Origin of the sequence: Pseudomonas sp. WC1, from assembly GCF_050586565.1 — a bacterium.
Taxonomy (GTDB): Bacteria; Pseudomonadota; Gammaproteobacteria; order Pseudomonadales; family Pseudomonadaceae; genus Aquipseudomonas.
The window spans coordinates 51,476-70,593 of the sequence record NZ_JBOBDQ010000027.1 but is presented as its reverse complement, the minus strand read 5'-3'; the positions used below and the strand labels follow the sequence as shown (position 1 = coordinate 70,593).

General features: G+C 63.7%; 22 protein-coding genes. 7 read left to right on the top strand and 15 right to left on the bottom strand.

The features are described from left to right. Positions 1-766: IS256 family transposase (locus ACQ4OD_RS14350; RefSeq protein WP_430944475.1), on the top strand; the 766-nt coding region annotated here is incomplete at its 5' end. Between the two features lie 329 nt (positions 767-1,095). Here the strand turns inward: ACQ4OD_RS14350 and ACQ4OD_RS14345 are convergent. From ACQ4OD_RS14345 to ACQ4OD_RS14325, 5 genes are all read right to left on the bottom strand, one after another. Next, a complete protein-coding gene (locus ACQ4OD_RS14345) occupies positions 1,096-1,425 on the bottom strand; it encodes a DHCW motif cupin fold protein (RefSeq protein WP_430944474.1) in 330 nt (109 codons plus the stop codon). Positions 1,426-1,532: 107 nt separating this feature from the next. Next, positions 1,533-2,348, bottom strand: a complete 816-nt coding sequence (locus ACQ4OD_RS14340; protein WP_430944473.1) for an alpha/beta fold hydrolase — start codon at positions 2,346-2,348, stop codon at positions 1,533-1,535. A gap of 101 nt (positions 2,349-2,449) precedes the next feature. Then, entirely contained in the window at positions 2,450-3,406 is a 957-nt protein-coding gene (locus tag ACQ4OD_RS14335) for a nucleoside-specific channel-forming protein Tsx (RefSeq protein ID WP_430944472.1), read from the bottom strand. Positions 3,407-3,945: 539 nt separating this feature from the next. After that, a complete protein-coding gene (locus tag ACQ4OD_RS14330; protein WP_430944471.1) occupies positions 3,946-4,131 on the bottom strand; it encodes a hypothetical protein in 186 nt (61 codons plus the stop codon). Between the two features lie 392 nt (positions 4,132-4,523). Then, positions 4,524-5,465, bottom strand: a complete 942-nt coding sequence (locus ACQ4OD_RS14325) for a LysR substrate-binding domain-containing protein (RefSeq protein ID WP_430944470.1) — start codon at positions 5,463-5,465, stop codon at positions 4,524-4,526. A 103-nt stretch (positions 5,466-5,568) separates the two neighbouring features. Here ACQ4OD_RS14325 and ACQ4OD_RS14320 point away from each other — a divergent pair, with 103 nt between their 5' ends. From ACQ4OD_RS14320 to ACQ4OD_RS14310, 3 genes are all read left to right on the top strand, one after another. Further along, positions 5,569-6,273 carry an SDR family oxidoreductase gene (locus ACQ4OD_RS14320; protein WP_430944469.1) on the top strand — a complete coding sequence of 235 codons (705 nt, stop codon included), beginning with the start codon at positions 5,569-5,571 and terminating at the stop codon, positions 6,271-6,273. 78 nt (positions 6,274-6,351) lie between these two features. Then, a complete protein-coding gene (locus ACQ4OD_RS14315; protein WP_430944468.1) occupies positions 6,352-6,843 on the top strand; it encodes a GNAT family N-acetyltransferase in 492 nt (163 codons plus the stop codon). 47 nt (positions 6,844-6,890) lie between these two features. Then, the gene (locus tag ACQ4OD_RS14310; RefSeq protein ID WP_023631242.1) at positions 6,891-7,244 is read left to right on the top strand and encodes an SH3 domain-containing protein; all 354 of its coding nucleotides are present in this window, start codon (positions 6,891-6,893) and stop codon (positions 7,242-7,244) included. On the opposite strand, the gene ACQ4OD_RS14305 is transcribed toward ACQ4OD_RS14310, so the two are convergent. Continuing rightward, entirely contained in the window at positions 7,245-7,805 is a 561-nt protein-coding gene (locus tag ACQ4OD_RS14305) for a cysteine hydrolase family protein (protein ID WP_258700944.1), read from the bottom strand. A gap of 611 nt (positions 7,806-8,416) precedes the next feature. Between ACQ4OD_RS14305 and ACQ4OD_RS14300 the strand changes: the two genes are divergently transcribed. Beyond that, complete coding sequence (locus tag ACQ4OD_RS14300) at positions 8,417-8,608, top strand: hypothetical protein (RefSeq protein WP_031315428.1); 192 nt, start codon at positions 8,417-8,419, stop codon at positions 8,606-8,608. 121 nt (positions 8,609-8,729) lie between these two features. Here ACQ4OD_RS14300 and ACQ4OD_RS14295 read toward each other — a convergent pair whose 3' ends face one another. Further along, positions 8,730-9,647, bottom strand: a complete 918-nt coding sequence (locus ACQ4OD_RS14295; RefSeq protein WP_430944467.1) for a LysR substrate-binding domain-containing protein — start codon at positions 9,645-9,647, stop codon at positions 8,730-8,732. A gap of 101 nt (positions 9,648-9,748) precedes the next feature. On the opposite strand from ACQ4OD_RS14295, the gene ACQ4OD_RS14290 reads away from it, so the two are divergent. Beyond that, entirely contained in the window at positions 9,749-10,510 is a 762-nt protein-coding gene (locus ACQ4OD_RS14290; RefSeq protein WP_110698285.1) for a sulfite exporter TauE/SafE family protein, read from the top strand. 1 nt (position 10,511) lies between these two features. Here ACQ4OD_RS14290 and ACQ4OD_RS14285 read toward each other — a convergent pair whose 3' ends face one another. From ACQ4OD_RS14285 to lpxO, 5 genes are all read right to left on the bottom strand, one after another. Then, entirely contained in the window at positions 10,512-11,930 is a 1,419-nt protein-coding gene (locus ACQ4OD_RS14285; protein ID WP_430944466.1) for a diguanylate cyclase, read from the bottom strand. Between the two features lie 115 nt (positions 11,931-12,045). Beyond that, entirely contained in the window at positions 12,046-13,875 is a 1,830-nt protein-coding gene (locus ACQ4OD_RS14280) for an SLC13 family permease (protein WP_139671625.1), read from the bottom strand. Positions 13,876-14,028: 153 nt separating this feature from the next. Further along, positions 14,029-14,598 carry a GNAT family N-acetyltransferase gene (locus ACQ4OD_RS14275; protein WP_139671623.1) on the bottom strand — a complete coding sequence of 190 codons (570 nt, stop codon included), beginning with the start codon at positions 14,596-14,598 and terminating at the stop codon, positions 14,029-14,031. 78 nt (positions 14,599-14,676) lie between these two features. Further along, positions 14,677-15,021, bottom strand: coding sequence for a carboxymuconolactone decarboxylase family protein (locus ACQ4OD_RS14270; RefSeq protein WP_046856072.1), 345 nt, complete (start codon positions 15,019-15,021; stop codon positions 14,677-14,679). A 139-nt stretch (positions 15,022-15,160) separates the two neighbouring features. Continuing rightward, complete coding sequence (gene lpxO / locus ACQ4OD_RS14265) at positions 15,161-16,060, bottom strand: lipid A hydroxylase LpxO (RefSeq protein WP_258598332.1); 900 nt, start codon at positions 16,058-16,060, stop codon at positions 15,161-15,163. A gap of 216 nt (positions 16,061-16,276) precedes the next feature. On the opposite strand from lpxO, the gene thpR reads away from it, so the two are divergent. Beyond that, complete coding sequence (thpR, locus tag ACQ4OD_RS14260) at positions 16,277-16,822, top strand: RNA 2',3'-cyclic phosphodiesterase (RefSeq protein ID WP_430944465.1); 546 nt, start codon at positions 16,277-16,279, stop codon at positions 16,820-16,822. On the opposite strand, the gene ACQ4OD_RS14255 is transcribed toward thpR, so the two are convergent. From ACQ4OD_RS14255 to ACQ4OD_RS14245, 3 genes are all read right to left on the bottom strand, one after another. Further along, positions 16,786-18,213 (bottom strand): ABC-F family ATP-binding cassette domain-containing protein, encoded by a 1,428-nt coding sequence (locus tag ACQ4OD_RS14255; RefSeq protein ID WP_430944464.1) that lies wholly within the window; start codon positions 18,211-18,213, stop codon positions 16,786-16,788. The two genes, thpR and ACQ4OD_RS14255, sit on opposite strands and share 37 nt — an antisense overlap. A 124-nt stretch (positions 18,214-18,337) precedes the next feature. Beyond that, entirely contained in the window at positions 18,338-18,550 is a 213-nt protein-coding gene (locus ACQ4OD_RS14250; protein ID WP_007956027.1) for a cold-shock protein, read from the bottom strand. Positions 18,551-18,713: 163 nt separating this feature from the next. After that, entirely contained in the window at positions 18,714-19,016 is a 303-nt protein-coding gene (locus tag ACQ4OD_RS14245) for a hypothetical protein (RefSeq protein ID WP_198754842.1), read from the bottom strand. Between the last annotated feature and the right edge of the window lie 102 nt (positions 19,017-19,118).

The window sequence follows — 19,118 nt, the reverse complement described above, 5'->3', positions numbered from 1 at the left end:
CGCGTTCCTTGATCGCCCGCTTGAAGGTGACTGGCCCTATCTCTGGATTGATGCCACCTACGTCAAGGTGCGGGAGGCCGGGCGGATCGTCTCGGTCGCCGTAATAATTGCCGTGGTCGTAAACACTGACGGTGGTCGCGAAGTGCTGGGCATGCGGGTCGGCCCGTCTGAGGCCGAGCCGTTCTGGACAGACTTCCTGCGCAGCCTCATGCGCCGAGGTTTGAGGGGCGTGAAGCTGGTCATTTCCGATGCTCACGAAGGCCTGAAGGCAGCTGTTTCTAAGGTCTTCAACGCGACTTGGCAGCGCTGCCGTGTGCACTTCATGCGCAACGCCATGGCCCATGTCGGCAAGGGCCAGCGCACTATGGTAGCGGCGCTGCTGCGCACGGTCTTCGCCCAGGACAGCCGTGCCGAATGCCATCAGCAATGGCGCTTGGTCGCTGATCAACTGCGCGAAAAATACCCCAAGATCGCGACACTCATGGACGGCTGCGAGGATGAAGTGCTGGCTCACATGGCGTTTCCAAAAGCCCACCGACAGCAGTTACACAGCACCAACCCGCTTGAACGGCTCAACGCTGAAATCAAACGCCGCACCGATGTCGTGGGGATTTTTCCCAACGATCCGGCCATCACACGGCTGGTAGGCGCGATGCTGCTGGAGCAGAACGACGAGTGGTGCCTGCAAAGACGCTACATGCAGTTGGAGGCCTTCGAAGCGGTCAGCGATAATCCACAGGCCAAGCTGTCGGCCGTGATCAACTAAACGGCAAACTCAGTGGCCAGAGCCATGATGAGTTACACCACTTCCTGGGACACAATCCTGAAAAGGGCGAGGGCCTTGGATAAGGGTTCGAATCTCTACGCTTCCGCCATTTTTGAAGCCCTGACAATGTCAGGGCTTTTTGCGTTTCTGGGGGGATTGTTCAGGAGGGCGTTTTTGGAGGACGAGCAGTTAAGGACTCGGAGTCCAAGAATTTCACAGTTGATCCTCAGGTTTTCATCACCCCCCAGCCTGATAGCATCTGCACAAGACTTTGTCGTTAGCGCCGTTGCGCGCCAGTCCCCGCCCGCTGTGCAAACAGAGCCATCTGTTTAATCCACAATGAAGAGCTTGGCTCCGATAGTCGTCGATGATCGGTGCGCCTCCGCATTGTCCCCCACTTGATAGCTCATGCCCGGCTGCAGGGTGAAAGTCCGACCATCCTCCAGTTCAGTGTCCAGCCGACCTTCCAGGCAGAACAAAATATGCCCCTTCCGGCACCAATGATTGGCCACATATCCTGGTGTGTACTCAACCCATCGAACCCGAACTTCCCCAAACAGACAGGTATGCCAGTACGCGGTACCAGTCTCGCCCGGATAAGCGACGGGATCGATTTTTGACCAGTCCGTGGTGCCAAACGGGATTGCTGTCAGCTCCATGAGAACCTCGTAGAACAGTGAGGCCTGAACCGTACCGATGAAGTCGCTCTCCCGATAGGCACAGACCGCTGAGAATTTGAATATACAGACAGCCCAGCGAACCAGTCTCAGAGGCCAATCTGCTTCAAAACCGCCGCCACAATCGCTTCCGGCCTGTCTTCCTGCATCAGGTGGCCCGAGTTCTCCACTCGGGCGCAGGGCTCTTGGGAAATAAGCCCAGCAAGCCGTTCCCCTTGGGAATAGGGAATCCAGGCGTCCTCCGCGCCCCAGAGTACCGACACGGGGCAATCCAGCTTCCCGTAAAGCGGTTCAATTTCCTCGGTATAGACCTGATCCATCTGTGCGATCTGTCGGTAAAAGGCCGCCTGGCCAATCGGCCCCAGCCATGGTGCGCTGTAAACCTGCAGGGCTTCGTCACTGAGGGGATTGGCCGCAGAGGTTTGCAGATAGGCGGCCAGTAGCGCGCGGTGCATGTAGTCGGGCATCCCGGAAAAGGCAGCCTCATGTTGACGGACATGCTGAACAAAAGGAGAGCCCCAGGGTGTCAGGGCTACGGCATCAAAAATGGTGAGGGATGCATAGCGCAGACCGTTCAGGTAGTACGCGCGCAGCGCTGTAGCGCCGCCAAAATCATGGGCCAGGACGTCGGGGCGCTCGATGCCCCATTCCTCGAAAAGCGCAGCCATGACGTTGTTCTGAATCGCCAGTGAAACGTCCTGGCCCTCCCGCATTTCAGACAGGCCGTAGCCAACCAGGTCGAAGTAATACACGGTTCTGCGGTCAGCGAGGTGCGGTATGACGCGCCTCCATACCTGAGAGGAGAAGGGGGTGCCATGGACGGCGACCAAAGGCGCGCCTGTGCCCATTTTCCCCCATCTGACGGTGTTGCCTTCGATGCTCGATGCGTAGGGTAAATCCAACATGGCTCACCTCATCTAATCAAAGATTCTACAACGCCCGTGCAAACCCACCCTGCTCGGCATCGCTCCGTGTAGCAGGTCATAAGCCTCCATGGCCCAAATAATCAGAACTGATAACCAACCCCGGCGTAATACCCCCAGCCATCGGACCGACCGCGGAAATCGCCGTCGCCGAAATTCAGCTGGCTGCCTTCCTGCCAGTTGCCGCCATTGTGGAAATGGCGGCCCACCAGGGTGAAGCGCAGGTGAGTGAAGGCGTACAGCAACACGTTGGTGGATACCGTGGCATTGGCCGTGCGGTTGGGGTTGTCCTTGTGCAGGTCCGAGCCGAAATCGAAGTTGGTGAAACCGATATAGGTCAGCGAGGCTCCGTTGTCGAACTTGCCGAGGGGCACGATGTACTTGAGCTGGGCCCGGTAACCGTCCCACGAATACTCGTTGCTGGCGCCATAGTTTTCCCACTGGTAGCGGCCGTAGAAGTTGGCCGACAGGTTGACCCGCGAATGGGTGTCGATGTCGGTGCCCAGGCCGCTGTAGAGGGTATTGGCACGGTTGGCGCTGTTGCTGCCGTGGTCGTAGATCCAGTCGAAGGCTACGTACCACTCCTTGAACGGGCCGACGGCCAGGCTGCGTCCGGCCAGGTAGTCGATGGAGATCCGCGGTTCATGCTCCATGAACAGCGGTGAGCCGTGGTCCCACGCGCCTTTGTCATGGCTGTTGCCGATGTCGAGGATCTTCGGGATGTCGATGTAGCCGTACAACTCGAACGGCCCCTTGCGGCCGAAGTACTCGTATTCGAGGTAGATATCGTCGACAGGGCGGGGGCCGAAACTGATGTCCTTGGTGCCGATCAGGGTGAAGTTCTGGTTGTACCAGTCCGACAGGTAGGGTCCCGATTTCGCCGGCGCGGCGGCCGGGCTCAAGGTCTCGCCCTGGGCCGACTCGCTGGGGGGATTGTCCTGGGCGTGGGTGGTGACGCTGAGTAGTCCCGTAACAGCGCCCAGTAGCAGTTTGGCAGGCAGGCAGAAGCGGGCCGTTGCGGGTAAAGACGGTCGGTGCATTGAAAATCCTTGTTCATGCAGTGGTAAGCCCAGGGGGCTGCGATGTGTCGAGAGCTGCAGCGATTGTTCGCTCAGTGGCGCGGAGCAAACGTTTGCATAGTCTGTACCAAATCGCCCGAGGTCTTTGAAATAAAGGCCGATTCGGCGTTTGAGCTGATCATTGGGTTAGAAAAGCGCCCTGAAATCGAGCATGGCGCGTGCGCATGAGCGCATGGAGGGGCCTGATCTTCCCGCGTCGCAACAACCCGTTCGATTGAAATAATCCAGCAAAAAATGGGTTCTAGGATGGCCGCCGCCCATGGAGGGCATGTGTGCCCAAGGAGGAAGCGAGTAGGCCGAGGCCGCGCTGGGCCGCGCCCTCCGCTGACCCGTGGCGAATTTGCGCTCATGCGGCGTTGTCGCTCCTCGCCGTAGCTGAGCTACGACTCGTCGCGACGCCTTGCCTGAACGCAAAAATCGCTCGCGATTTATTGGTCGTATTTGCAAAACACCACACTAGATGAGCACCGCATACCCATCGCCATTTGCCGGGCATCACTTCATTGCAACGTCTCGGGCTTCCTCCCCTGGGAAGCCTCCTTCAATCCCTGTTCCATCCGCCCGATTACCTGCGCCAGTACCGCCGCTCTTTCCAGCTCTCCTGACGCCTTCATCCGGGCATGATCCTTTCGCAGGTTCAGCAGGCATTTTTGCAGTCCAAGTGCCGAGCTGTCGTAGTTGTCCATGCTGTACTCGTTGGTCGTGGGCATCCGTGCCGTTGTAAGAAAGGCTCGACGGTATCAGGTCAATTCTCCCGCCCATACTGATTATTCATACACTGGCTCACAATCCCGTAGAAACGTCCTACATCGACAAAAGAGGCGTCTTACAGGATGGCTTGGGTGAGTATTTCGGGATGCTTCCGCTCATTTTGCGGCAGGCCCCGAAGTACAAAGCCTGCCGCGTAAAAGACGGGTCGTAGCGATAATCCGTGTTTCCCGGCACCCAACACGCGCCACTGAAACGATATGTTGCAATTGCCCCTACAGATGCTCCGCATCCACCACCGCCTTGACGAACGCCTAGGGCGCTTCCTGCGGCAGGTTGTGGCCGATCCCACGCAGATTACTAAAGCCCGCTAAATCAAAGAGTCATGATTTAGAAACGCTTGAGCATCAGCGTTCACCTGGGCCAGCAGCCAGTTCACCACCTGCTCGGCGGCCGAGCCTGCCAGCGGCGCATGGCTGGCCAGCAAGTGGAAGCCGGCGTCGCTGCGCAATTCATGGCCTTCCAGCGCCAGCACCAAGGCCCCGGCTTTCAGGGCATTCTCCACCAGCAGGCGCGGCACCAAGGCGATGCCCATGCCTTGCTCGGCGGCCTCGATGGCGAGAATGGTCTGCGAGAACACCGGGCCGTTGAACCGTGTGCCGGGCAACGCGTAGTGGTCGAACCAGCGCTTCCAGTTGTTGTGGCTGTCGGAGATCAGCGGGTGTTGCGCAAGCTCCGCGGCTTGCCGCCAAGGGTGCTCGCCGCGCAACCCCGGCGCGCACACCGGCACCGCCATGCCGGGCAGCAGGGGCAGGGCGTAGGCCTCGGCGAAGGGCGGCGCCCCCCAGCGCACGGCCAGGTCCACCGCACCCTTGCCGCTCAGGGGGCGGGTACTGTCGGAGGCGTCGATCATCAGGGCCACCTGCGGATGCGCCTCGGCCAGCCGCCCCAGGCGCGGGATCAGCCAGCGGCTGGCGAAGGCGGGGGTGGTACTGAGCAGGACCTGCTGCGGATCGCGCTGGTTGTCGCGCTCCAGCAGTTCGCCGGTGGCGTCCTCGATGATCTCCAGCGCCAGGCGCACACGGGCCAGGTAGTCGGCGCCGTCCCGGTTGGGCCGCAGGCCGCGGGGCAGGCGCTCGAACAAGGGGCGGCCAAGTTTGTCTTCCAGGGTGCGCACCTGCTGGGCGACCGCGCCCGGCGTGACATGCAGCTCGTCGGCGGCAGCGCGGAAGCTGCCCAGGCGGGCGGCGGCCTCGAAGGCCACCAGGTGATTGACGATGGCGGGGGCGTTGCGTCGCTTGGGCGCGCTCATCCAGTAGATTTCCTGCAGGCTGCTGCCAGTATTCGTGATTGGTGCGTACAGCCGGATTCTGGCTTCATGGGCCTACTTGATCAACTCCCGGAAGGAGCGGCATATGTCTTCTCAGAAAGTGGCAATCATCACCGCAGGTGGCAGTGGCACGGGCGCGGAGGCCGCGCGGCGGCTGGCTGCCGATGGTTTCAGGGTGGCGATCCTGTCGTCCTCGGGCAAAGGCGAGGCCCTGGCGGCCGAGCTGGGTGGCATCGGCATCACCGGCTCCAACCAGTCGGCAGAGGACCTGCAGCGTCTGGTCGATACCGTGATGCAGCAATGGGGGCGTATCGATGTGCTGGTCAACAGCGCCGGGCATGGCCCGCGTGCGCCGGTGCTCGAGCTCAGCGACGAGGACTGGCACCGGGGCATGGAGGTGTACTTCCTCAACGTGGTGCGCCCGACCCGCCTGGTGACACCGATCATGCAGCGGCAGCAGGGCGGGACCATCATCAATATCTCGACCTTCGCCACCTTCGAGCCGGATCCGGCATTCCCGACCTCCGGCGTGTTCCGTGCCGGGCTCGCGGCCTTCACCAAACTGTTCGCCGACCGTTACGCGGCCGAGAACATCCGCATGAACAACGTGCTGCCAGGCTTCATCGATAGTCTGCCGGAGAAGGAGGAATTCCGTAGCCGGATTCCCATGGAGCGGTACGGCAAGGCCGAGGAGATCGCGGCCACTGTCGGCTTCCTTGCCTCCGAGGGCGCGGGTTACATCACCGGGCAGAACCTGCGGGTCGATGGGGGGATTACCCGTTCGGTGTAGGTGACATGGCGAGCCTGTGGCAGGGCGGCGACTTCCGTTAGGATGTCGCCCCTGTTTCCCGCTATCCGGATTCCGCCCATGAGCACACCGACATTCCGCCAGGCCGCCTCCAGCGACGTGGATCGTTGCTACCAGATCGAGACCAGCGCCTACGAAGGCGACGAAGCCGCCACCCGGGAAAAGATCGGCACGCGCATCGCCCAGTACCCGGAGGGCTTCCTCGTGCTGGAGGCCGAGGGCCAGGTGATCGGCTTCATCAACAGCGGTTGCGCCGACCAGGTGGTGATGTCAAACGAGGCTTTCAAGGAACTGGTCGGGCATGACCCGCAGGCGCCCAATGTGGTGATCATGTCGGTGGTGCTTGACCCCGCGTACCAGGGCCAGGGCCATGCCTGCCGGTTGATGGCGCGCTTCGTCGCGCAGATGCGCGAGCGCGGCAAGGCCACCATCCACCTGATGTGCAAGGAGCGCCATGTCGGGTTGTACGAGAAGATGGGCTACGCCTATGTACGCCCGTCGGCTTCCGACCATGGCGGCATGGCCTGGCATGAAATGGTCATGGTGCTGTAGAGGCCCTTCGACTAGGATCGACGCTTTTCGCAGCCAGGGAGAGGCCTGTGAAGTACGTCGTGATCGAGACACACCGCAGTGAGTACCCTGCGCCCATCACCTTCGCCCGTGGCACGCTGCTGGAGATCGGCCAGCGCTACGAGGGCGACGAGCAGTGGGAGGACTGGTACCTGTGCAGTTGCCAGGGCCAGGCCGCAGGGTGGGTGCCAGCCCAGTTCATCGAACGGCTGGGCGTGGGCCGGGGCAGGGCGCTAGAAGCTTATTCGGCCCATGAACTGGACGTCGACCCCGGCCAGCAGCTCGATAGCCTGCGCCCCTTGAATGGTTGGGCCTGGTGTCGCCGGGTGAGCAATGGCGAGCTCGGCTGGGTGCCGCTGGCCAAGCTGCGCGCGCTGGCGTGATCAGCGTGCGGCCAGCACCGCCGCACTCTCCAGAACGCGCGCATAGTCCATGGCCAGGTTGCTCAGGGCCAGGGCATGGACATCCTCCGCCGGCCACAGCCGGCCTTGCAGATCATGCTGGTCGAAGGTGTAGCAGGCGTCGCCCACCACCACCGTTGCGAACCCCAGGTTGCCCGCCGAGCGTGCGCTCGACTCCACCGAGTTGTTGGTGATCACGCCGGTGATGACCAGTTGCTGGATGCCGCGCTGGTGCAGCCAGTGTTCCAGGCCGCTGTTGCAGAAAGCGTCGGGCAGGTGTTTTTCAAACACGGCCTCGTTCGCCTGCGGGGTGAAGGCGGGCTGGAACTCGCAGCCGGGCTGACCTGGCCGGAACACCGAATCCGGATCGCGGGAGATATGGCGCACGTGCACCACCGGGCGCGTGCTCGCGCGCCAAAAGGCGAGCAGTTCGCTGATGCGCTGTTCGGCTTCGGGGTTGTTGCGACGGCCCAGGCGAGGGTGGTTGATGCCGTTCTGCATGTCGATGATCAGCAGGGCGGCGTTGCTGGCGAGCGCGGTCATTTGCGGTGGTTCTCCTTGTCTGGGCTTCGGACCGTAGCATAGGTGTGTTGCCTGCGCGGATGTATCGCGGGACAAGCCCGCTCCCACGCCAACCGCGTTGACCTCACGTTGTGCACTCGTGGGAGCGGGCTTGCACCGCGATGGTCGATTACCATCTGATCCGCTTTTTTTCCACGAACCTGAATCTGTAACCGTATCAGCCGCTGCCGGACAATACGCCCAGGCCCAGCCTTCCAATCCGGTGTGCGCTGGGCAGGCTGCCCCGCTGCACTACCGCAGCGGCCAGCCCCGCCGTTACGTCATCACACTGTAGAGGTTCCGATGGGCAAGCTCGCGCTGTTTCTGGGTGGTTTTCTGCTGCTGACTATCATGATTGGCCTGCTGGGCACCATTCCGCCAAGCTGAGCCGCAACTTTTTCCTGTCCCGGCCCGCCTGGCGCAATGGCGGGCCAGACTCTTCCCTCCCGGTTTTCCCGCCGAATACCGCAGTCGTCTAGACAAGCGGTAGCTGCAAGTCGTTCTCAAGTGCAAGTCGCTCGTGTAATCTCCCGCCCCCAATCAAAGGGCCCGGGCACACGGGCCATTCACTTGCCTTGGAGACAATACACACTATGGAATGCAAGAAAGGCACTGCAGCGATGCTGGAGTGGCGCGGTCGTTTTCTCGGCGAGGGCATCCTCCACGAAGAGGACTACGATCAGGCACTGCGCCGTGCCGAAGAGTTGGAGCGTTCCGGTGTGATCAGCGCAAGCGAATGGATCGAGTTGGTCAAGCTGGCCAACGTGGCCTTGCTGCGCTTGTAATTTTTCCTTCAAGGCTTGCGGAAACTGTCCACAAAAATCGTGGGTAGGTCTGTGGATAAAACGCTACAGGCCAGTATTGGCAAGCACTCTGTTAGATTGAGCAGAAATTGAGCAGGCCTGTTCAGGGCTGTTCCCATAGGCGCGGACGGGTATCGCGCAGGGCCTGCAGCAGCTCGCGAGCCCGTGCCGGAAGGTCGCCGGCGGGGTACACGGCATGCATCTGCGGGTCGTGCCCGGTGCTGGATGTCAGGTGAAAATCGGGGCAGACCCGCACCAACCGTCCGGCTCGCACCTCCGGTTCCCCCAGCCAATCGGCCAGCCGCGCGATGCCGGCGCCTGCCAGGGTGGTTTGCAGTACTGCCACCCCTGAGCCCAGGCGCAGCCGCGGCCGTGGGCGCAGGCTGGAGATGCGCCCATCCTTGCTGAAATGCCAGGCCTTGAGGATGCGCGGTGCGGTATGCAGGATCAGCGCATGCCGTTCCAGGTCTTCCAGCCCTTGGGGCGTGCCGGCCTGCGCCAGGTACTCAGGACTGGCGTACAGGTGGCGGCGGTAACGCCATAGCGGGTAGCCGATCAGTTCGCTGGACTGTGGGAAGGCTCCGCGGATCACGAAGTCCAGCTTGCCTTGCAGCGGATCCAGAGCCTGATCGCTGTACTGCACGTCGAGGGTGACGTGAGGGTGGCGACGAGAGAACTCGGCCAGCACTCCTGGCAATATCTGCTGGGCCAGAACCTCGGGCGCGGCCAGGCGGATCCAGCCCTTGGCGTTGCCGGTCAGCGCGGCCAACTCGTCGGCGGCATCCCGTTGCACATCCAGCAAGCGTTCGGCGTGAGGCAGCAGACGCTCGCCGGCCTCGGTCAATGACACGGCGCTGGCGCTGCGGTTGAACAGCTTGGCGCCGCTGTTGTCCTCCAGCGCCTGCACCGCACGAGTTACTGCGCTGGGCGAACGGCCCAGGGCACGGGCGGCGCTGACAAAGCTGCGCTTGTGCGCAACGCTGACGAACGCTTGTATTTCACGTAGCATGTCCAAGGCCATGCAAGGGCTCCTTGTTGCAGTTTTCGCAATATGGCATTTCAACACAAGCGCGGCGCTTTGATTAGTCTGGCAGCCTGTTTTGTGCCGCCTGGACCTTCGAGATGATGGATATTGCCCTGCTTTCGCTGTTTGCCTTCGCCGCTGGCCTGATCGACGCTGCCGTCGGTGGCGGCGGGCTGATCCAGATCCCCGCGCTGTTCAACGTGCTGCCCAACGCCCAGCCGGCGGCACTGCTGGGCAGCAACAAGCTGGCCTCGGTGTGCGGTACCACGTTCGCGGCGCGTTCGTTCATCCGCAAGGTCAAGCTGGACTGGGGGTTGATCGTGCCCGCGGCGCTGAGCGCCTTCGTGATGTCGTTCCTCGGCGCGGCCACCGTATCCTTGGTGCCGGCGAGCGTGATGCGCCCGATGGTGCTGGCGCTGATCGTGCTGATGGCCATCTACACGTTCTGCAAGAAGGATTTCGGCACCCTGCACAAACCCATGGCCATCGGCCGCAAGGAACAGTGCCTGGCGGTGCTGATCGGTGGCGCCATCGGCTTCTATGACGGGCTGTTCGGGCCGGGCACCGGCAGTTTCCTGATCTTCCTGTTCATCCGCTTCTTCGCCCTGGATTTCCTGCATGCCTCGGCCTCGGCGAAGCTGGTCAACATCGCCACCAACCTGGCCGCGCTGGTGTTCTTCATCCCGTCGGGCAATGTGCTGTGGGCCATTGCGCTGCCGATGGCGCTGTTCAATGTCCTTGGCGCGCTGACCGGCACCTGGCTAGCGGTGCGCAAGGGCGCCGGGTTCGTGCGGGGGTTGTTCCTGGTGCTGCTGTGCGTGCTGATCGCCAAGCTGAGCTGGGACCTGCTGGCCGGTTGACTCACACCACCTGGCGCTGCCCATCGGCTTGTTCGACACGGTTACGGCCCTGGGCCTTGGCCCGGTAGAGCGCCTGGTCGGCGCTGGCCAGCAGCACGTCGAGGCTGGGTGCCGGGGTGCCGGCGGCGCAACCGCTCACACCGATGCTCACGGTGATCCGCAGCGACTGCCCGGGCTGCGCGATGTGCTGGTCCTGCACCGCCCGGCGCAGGCGCTCGGCGGTGAACCTGGCCAGCTCCGGCGCCAGCCCCGGCACGACGATGACGAACTCCTCGCCGCCCAGGCGGGCGAACAGCTCGCCATCGTGCAACTGGTCCTGCAGGGTCATGGCGAACTGGCGCAGCACCTGGTCGCCGATTGCATGGCCATGCTGGTCGTTGATGGTCTTGAAGTGATCGATGTCGAGCATCATCAAGGTCAGCGGCGCTTGCTGGCGGTTGTCGAGCAGGGCGTGGGCGCGGCGGATGAAGGCGCTGCGGCTGAGGGCCCCGGTCAGGTGGTCGATGGTCGCCTGGTGCGCCAGGCGCGCCATCAGGCTGCGGTTGGCGCTGCTGACGCAGGCCAGCACCAGCGGGCCGAGCACCAGCATGGCGATGCCCAGGCGCGCCGACATCAAGGTAGTGACCCCCGACTCGCTCTGCGGGATGTTGAAGTGCATGAGGTTCTGCGCCACGGCGACGATCAACGTGCTGCCCGCGGTGAGGGCCAGCAGCGACACGAGAAAGGGCGAATAGCTGAGCGCGCACCACAACAGCGCGGCAATCGGGAAAGCGATGGCGCCGGGCCCGCCGAAGACGATACTGACGCTCAGCGAGGCGAACAGCACCAGCAACGGCGCCAGGCGCACCGTCTGGCCGGTGCTGCCGGGGCGGGTCAGGGCCCTGGGCGATGGCGCGGTGAGCAACACCGGCAGGACCAGCACGCTGGTGGAGAACTGTTCGCTGAACCAGGCCAGCCAGGTGGCGCGCAGCGATTGTTCGAACCACGGCGCGGCCATTACGCAGGCCAGGCTCGCGGCGACCACCGCACCGACGGCGCAGGCTCCGAACAGGCACAGGGTGCCGTGCGGGGTGCGCAGGCGACGATGCACGCGCGGCAGCCGAGCCATCAGGTACCAGATGGTGGCGATGGCGCCGAGGTTGCACAGGTTGAACCACAAGGCCGGGCGCCACGCGCTGCCGCAGGCCAGGTCGGCACCGACCATGGCCAGATAGACCAGGGCAAAGCCGCCGGGGCTGGCTTGGCGTGGGTTGCGCAGCAGCACGCCGGCGAGTACCGCGTTCACCGGCCAGAACAGCGACAGTGATTCGATCGGGCGGGCGAGGATGCCGCCCAGAGTCAGCGCCAGGGTCAAGCCGAACAGAGTCAGCGGGGGTAGCAGGCGTGACGGAACTGGAGACACCATGGGCTCGACCGACAAGCGAAGACAGAATCCAGGAAAACGGCTGTAGGCACCTGGGACGATGTCGTGTCAGTGTCTTTCAACTGGTCAATTGATGTCAATTCGCCGCAATCGGCCCGGATCGTGCCCACGACTACAGCTCGAACACCCACGGCACCATCAGCACGGTCACCAGCATCACCAGCAGGGTGAACGGCACGCCGACCTTGACGAAGTCGGCGAAGCGGTACTGGCCGGGCCCCAGCACCAGGGTGTTGACCGGAGACGACACCGGCGTCATGAACGCCGCCGACGCCGCCAGGGCCACGGTCATGGCGAACGGGTAGGGCGACATGCCCAGCTGCTGCGCGGTGCTCACCGCCACCGGGGCCATCAGCACCGCGGTGGCGGTATTGGAGATGAACAGCCCGATCAGCGCCGTCACCGCGAACAGGCAGGCGAGGATCACGCTGGGCCCGGCGCCGCCGAGCGCACCGACCAGCGCACCGACGGCCAGGTCGATGCCGCCGGTCTTCTGCAGGGCCAGGGCAAAGGGCAGCATGCCGACGATCAGCACCAGGCTCTGCCAGTGGATGGCGCGGTAGGCGCTGTTCATGTCGATGCAGCGCCCGGCGCCCATCAGCAGGCAGCCGATCAGCGCGGCGATGACGTTGGGCACCAGGCCGCTGACCATCAGCCCGACCATTACCGCCAGGCTGATCAGCGCATAGGGTGCCCGGGCGCGTGCCGGCGCGACCTGGTCGATTTCCGCCGGCAGGCTCAGCACCAGGAAATCGCGCGGTTTGCCCTGCAGCTGGCGCACCGCCTTCCACGGGCCGACCACCAGCAGGGTGTCGCCCAGACGCAACTTTTCTTCCACCAGTTGCCCTTCGATGGCTTGCTGGTCACGGCGCAGGCCGACCACGTTGAGGTCGTAGCGGGTGCGAAAGGCCAGCTCGAGGATGTTCTTGCCGATCAGTTGTGAGCCCGGCGGCAGCGATATCTCTGCCATGCCCAGTTCCTGGGACTGGTCGATGAAGTAGGCGGCCTTGAAGTGCAGGGGCTCAAGCAGCATGGTCTGGCACAGGCTGCGCAGGTCGTCGCGGTTGGCGAACAGGTCCAGCAACAGTACGTCGCCCTGCTGCAGCAAGGTGCCGGAGTCGGCGCCGATCACCCGGGTGGTGAACTTGTGCTGGCGTTCGATGCCGATCACGTTGGCGCCGTGGCGGGTGCGCAGCTCCAGCTCGCCGAGGGTATGGCCGATCAGCGGCGAATGGGGGCGGATGCGCAGGCGGCGCTCGCGGCCGTTGAGTTTGTAGTCCAGCACCAGGTCGAGCAGGGTGCGGCGGCTTTCGACCCGGCCGTCCTTGCGCACCTCGCCGTTGAGCCAGTGGCGGGTCAGCAGCATGTAGCCGATACCGAGCATCAGCACCACCAGGCCAAAGGGGGTGAAGCTGAAAAAGCCGAAGCCGCTCTCGCCGTGGCGCACCAGCTCGCTGTGCACCACCACGTTCGGCGGTGTCGCCACCAGGCTCAGCATGCCACTGATCAGGCCGGCGAAGCTCAGCGGCATCATCAGCCGGCTGGGCGAAAGCTGCTGGCGCGCGGCAATGCTCAGCACCACCGGGATGAAGATCGCCACCACGCCGGTGGAACTCATCACCGAACCCAGGCCGGCCACGGCCACCATCAGCAGCACCAGCAGGCGCGCCTCGCTGTTGCCTGCGCGCTCGCTCATCCACTCGCCGATGCGGTAGGCGATGCCGGTGCGCACCAGCCCTTCGCCGATCACGAACAGCGCGGCGATCAACACCACGTTGGGGTCGCTGAAGCCGGCCATGGCCTGCTCCACGGTGAGGATGCCCGACAGCGGCAGGGCGACGATCACCAGCAGGGCGACCACGTCCATGCGCGGGCGGTTGAGGATGAACAGGGTGACGACGACGGCCAGCAGGCCAAGGACCCAGAGCAGCTCATGGTTCATGGGGAGGGGGTGTTCCTTCACACAGGCACGAAAGGCAATGGCCTTAGTGTGGCAGCTTGACGCGACCGCGTCGTTGACGTGCTGCAGTGTTTTGCCGGGTGATGACGCGGCCAGGGGTTGGGGCGGCCGCTCGGCGACCCGTTGGAGCAGCCGCTAGCGGCCGCGCCGCCGCGACACCCGCGCTTCGATGTTCTTGCGCCCGATCAACAGCGGCGGTTTCTCCACCACCGGCTCGTCGGCCAGCCACTTGTACATCACCAGGCAGTCGACCAGGCCGAGTTCAGCATGGCGGTAGGCCTTGGGCAGGCGGCCGACGGTCTCGAAGCCGAGCTTGTGCCACAGCGCCACGGCCACTTCGTTGGTCGCCACCACCGAATTGAACTGCAGGGCCAGGAAGCCTTCCTGGCGGGCGAGCTTCTGCGAATGCTCGCACATCAGCCTGGCCACGCCACGGCCACGGGCGTTTTCGCACACCATGTAGCCGCAGTTGCCCACGTGCGCTCCGGGCCCGGCGGCATTGGCCTTGAGGAAGTAGGAACCGAGCAGTTCGCCATCTGCCTCGGCCACCAGGGTGCGCAACGGGCTCTCCAGCCACAGCGTGCGGGCCTGGTCGATATTAAGAGCGGGGTCGAAGGCATAGGTCTGGCGAGCCTGGACAATGGCCTGGAAGGTCGGCCAGAAGCGCTCGAAGTCTTCCGGGGTCATGGGGCGAATCTGGATCATGGCGGTTCCTGCACGGGCTGAGCCGCCAAGTCTGGGTGCCAGGGCGTCGTCGCGCAAGGGCGGCGACGCCTTGGTGTGTCAGGCGCCGGCCTTGCCCACCGCGTCCAGGGCTCGGGCCGAGTAGACCAGTGCCGCGCCGGCGTTCATCGCCACCGCCACGCCCAGGGCCTCGGCGATCTCCTCGCGGGTGGCGCCATGCTTGACCGCCTGCTGCGAATGCACGGCGATGCAGCCGTCGCAGCGGGTAGTGACGGCCACGGCCAGGGAGATCAGCTCGCGGGTCTTGGCGTCCAGGTGGTTGGTCTTGGCCCCGGCGCCACTGGCGGTCATGTAGCCGGCCACGGTATCGGGGGAGAGTTGCTTGAGATCGCCGATGCCGGCCATCAACTGCTTACGGTAGGCGTCCCAGTCCATCATGCTCATCGTCTTCACCTTGTCAGGTTGGCAACAGGAGCTTTCAGGCTAGTCGAAGACGGGATGTGCAGCGGGGAAAACACTCGCGGGGCAAGCCCGCTCCCACTGTTGGCAGGAGCGGGGTTGCCCCGCGAGGATGACGACTGGATCAGATGTAGATGAACACCAGCACCAGCGCCGCGACCACCGCCCATTTCTCCAGGTAGTAGCGGGTGCGGTTGCGCTTTTTCATGGCCTTGCCGCGCTCACGGATCTTGTAGATACGCGTGAACAGGCGGTTGATGCCGCCGGTTTTGTCATTGGCATCGTTGGGCGCGGCAGCGGCGGCCATCACGTTACGGCTGAACCAGCGGTTGAACGCAGACGCCCAGCGGTACTTCAGTGGACGCTCGACGTCGCAGAACAGGATGATGCGGTTGTGCTCGGTGGTGTTGGCGGCATAGTGAATGTAGGTTTCGTCGAACACCACGCCCTCGCCGTCACGCCAGGAGTACTTCTCGCCGTCCACGTCGATGTAGCAGCCATCGTCGTTGGGCGTGTCCAGGCCCAGGTGGTAGCGGTAGGAGCCGGCGTACGGGTCACGGTGGCGTACCAGCTTGGCGCCCGGCGGCAGGGTGGCGAACATCGCCGCCTTGACTGTGCCGATGCCGGCCAGCAGTTCGGTGGTACGCGGGCACAGGGTCATCGCCGAGGGGTGGCTCTCGCCGTACCACTTCAGGTAGAAGCGCTTCCAGCCGGTCTTGAAGAACGAGTTGAAGCCGACATCGTCATAGTTGTCGGACTTCTTGATCTCGCCGGCCTGCAGCAGTTGCTGGCCTTCCTTGCGGATCTCCTGCCAGTGGTCCTGCAGCACCTGCAGCTCAGGGAAGGCGCTGACCGGCAGGTAAGGCTTGGCCGGGTGCTTGGAGAACAGGTACAGGAAGGCGTTGACCGGGGCCAGGAAGCTGGAGTGGTCACCCAGCTGGCGGGTCAGCTTGTGACGAACCCGACCACGCAGATGAACATAGGCGATCGAGAGGACGAAGATCAGTACGAATGCAATTTTCATGGACGTTTACTTGTCGAAAAAATGGCCATGCGCCATGGCGTAAGCCCGCCAGCATAAACAATCGTGGCCAGGGTTTGTACTTATTGTTACGACAAAACGGCCCGACTTAGGTGGCATGGCCTACAGCTTGCGCAAACGATTCATCCGCATGAGTGGGTATTTCTGACGACCCGGCGTTTACAATCCGGTGGCCGTCCATCCAGCAAGGAACTCCCGATGATTCAGGACGCACGCCCTAATGGGGTCCCCTTCAAGCGGCTGTTCTTCGCCCTGTCGCTGGGCGACGAACAGCGCCGTGGCATCAGCCAGTGGCGGCGTGCTCTGGGCCTGCGCAGCGGCAAGCCGGTGCCGAGCGAGAACTTTCATGTCACGTTGCTGTTCCTGGGCGATGTCGATGCCGCCCAGGTGCCGGCGGTGTGCGCTGCGGTGGATACGCTGCGGCTTCCTGAGGCCAACCTGCGCCTGGTCCTCGACCAGTTGCAGGTGTGGCCGCGGGCTTCGGCGTTGGTGCTTGCGCCCGAGCAGGCGCCGCTGGCCCTGCGCCAGCTGGTGTATGGCTTGCAGCAGGCGCTGCTGCCCCTGGGTATCGAGCCGCAGGTGCGCGATTACCGGCCGCACTTGACCCTGTCCCGGGATTTTCCTGGCCCCTTGCCGGAGGCGGCCGAGGCGCCGGCGTTCCACCTCATCGCCCGCCACTTCACCTTGTACGAGTCACGCAAGGGCCGCTACTGGCCCTTGGCCGAGTGGTCCCTGGCGCAGTGAAAGTGACGGTCGATGCCCAGGCCGTCGAGGAAGTCCTGGTCGTGGGAAATCACCAGCAGCGCGTTGGGGTAGTCCACCAGCACTTCCAGCAGGTGGGTGCGCATGCGCAGGTCGAGGTTGTTGGTCGGCTCGTCGAGGATCAGTAGCTGCGGCGGCCGGGCGGCGATGCAGGCCAGGGACAGGCGCGCCTTCTCGCCGCCGGACAGCCCAGCCACCGGAGTCTGCACCGCATCGGCCTGGCGGAACAGGAAGTCCGCCAGGTGCGCGCGTAACTGTTCCAGCGGCCAATCCGGCACTAGTCGCGCCAGGGCTTCCTGCACATTGGCATCGACGGGCAGGGTGTCGTAGTGCTGGTCGATGTAGCCGATCTGCTCGGGCGCCGGCAGCAGCCAGTCGCCACGGCGCCAGACCCGCGGGTCGCCGAGGATCGCCCGCGCCAGGGTGGACTTGCCGCTGCCGTTGTTGCCGGTCAGGGCCAGGCGTTCGCCGCCGTCCAGCTGCAGGTCGATGCCGCTGAGCACCGGCGCGTCGGCGTAGCCGACGCTGCCGCCACGCACCTGGATCAGCACCCGCGACGACTGGCCCGTCGCCGGCAGGTGGAAGCGTGGCACGATCACCGGCTCCGGGCGCAGCTCGGCCAGTTGCTCGCCGAGCTCGCGCTGCTGCTGCAGGATCTGCGCCTGCTTGCGCCCGGCGGTGGTGTTGCCGCGGCCCAGCTTGGTCGGCGAGCGCACGGTCGCCCACTTGCTGTTCTGGATCGCCTTGACCCCGCGCTTGCGGGCGCTGGCGGCGCGGGCCTGTTCCTGCATCAGCGAGTCGTGGGCGTCGTCGCGGGCGCGGCGCACCTCGGCGATGCGCTTGTCGAGCACGCCGCGCTGCAGGTCGCGCTCGGCCATGTAGTCGGCGTAGCTGCCGTTGAACACATCCAGGCGCCCGTGGTGCAAGTGCCAGAGCGTGTCACAGGTCTGGTTCATCAGAGCCACGTCGTGGGTCACCAGCACCAGGGTGCCGTGGAAATGCTCGAGCATGCGCGACAGCGAGCGGCGGTTGGCGGCGTCCAGATGGTTGGTCGGCTCGTCCAGCAGCAGCAGGTCGGGGCCCAGGGCCAGGGCCTGGCTCAATGCCTGGTTGACACGCTGCCCGCCGCTGAGCGACGACTCGCCGTCCAGTACCTGGGCCACATGGCCGACACGCAAACCGCCGTGGCGCTCGAGGTGCCCCTCGCTGGGCGCCAGGCTGCCCTGCAGCAGGCGCAGCAGTGACGACTTGCCGCTGCCGTTGTCGCCGATGATGGCGATGCGCTGCCCCCATTCGATGCGCGCGTCGAGTTCGCTGAAGAGGTGTTTGCGGCCATGATGCAAGCCCACGCCGTGTAGTTCGATCATTGCCATGGGATGGTGGCCCTCCTGGCCACTGTCGCGCTTGATCGGCAGCGCACATGGGTACAGCCTGCCTTGGCAGGCGCCCAATAAAAAACCCGCCACGAGGGCGGGTTTTTTTGCAGCTATCCGAAAATTACTCCGGACGAACCTGCGCAGCCTGCATGCCCTTCTGGCCTTTTTCGGCTACGAAGGAAACAGTTTGGCCTTCTTTCAGGCTTTTGAAACCGTCGGTTTCGATGGCCTTGAAGTGTACGAACAGGTCGTCGCCGCCGCCTTGAGGAGTGATGAAGCCGAAGCCTTTTTCATCGTTGAACCACTTGACGGTGCCGGTTTGGCGATTGGACATGGGGTGAATCTCCAGAAACATGATTTTTTATCGGGGTGCAGTGTCGCCTAAGCTTCAGTGGCACCGACGACACTATAGTCTAATTCTTCGCATCTAGCCCCTATTACCTTCGCAGGATGTTGATCCAGGGCAAAAGATGCGACGGATCGCCGGAAAATCCGGCCTATTTCGGCTTGCAGCTGGCCTGAACCACCTGCTGGGCCTTCTGCATCAGCTTGGCGTCTACGCCGTCCTTGCTGTCGAGGTCCTCGATCTCCTTGTCATTAAAATTCTTTTTAATGGCTTGGGCACCACATTCGCAGTGCTTCTTGGCCATTGCCGCATCCACGCCCTTGGCGCTCGCCACATCCTGGCACTGCGCCATATAGGACGCTTCCTTGCCGGCGGGGAAATTGCCTGCGTTGGCAGCCAGGGGCAGCAGCAGGGCGCTCGCGGCGCAGGCAGCCAGAAGGGACTGAAGTCGCATAACCGGACACTCCTTGGTTAATGGTCTCATCAAGAGTAGGTTGCTTCAGAAAGTCTGATAGGAAATTTTCCGCAAGAGTTCACCGCCACGGCGTAAATTCCA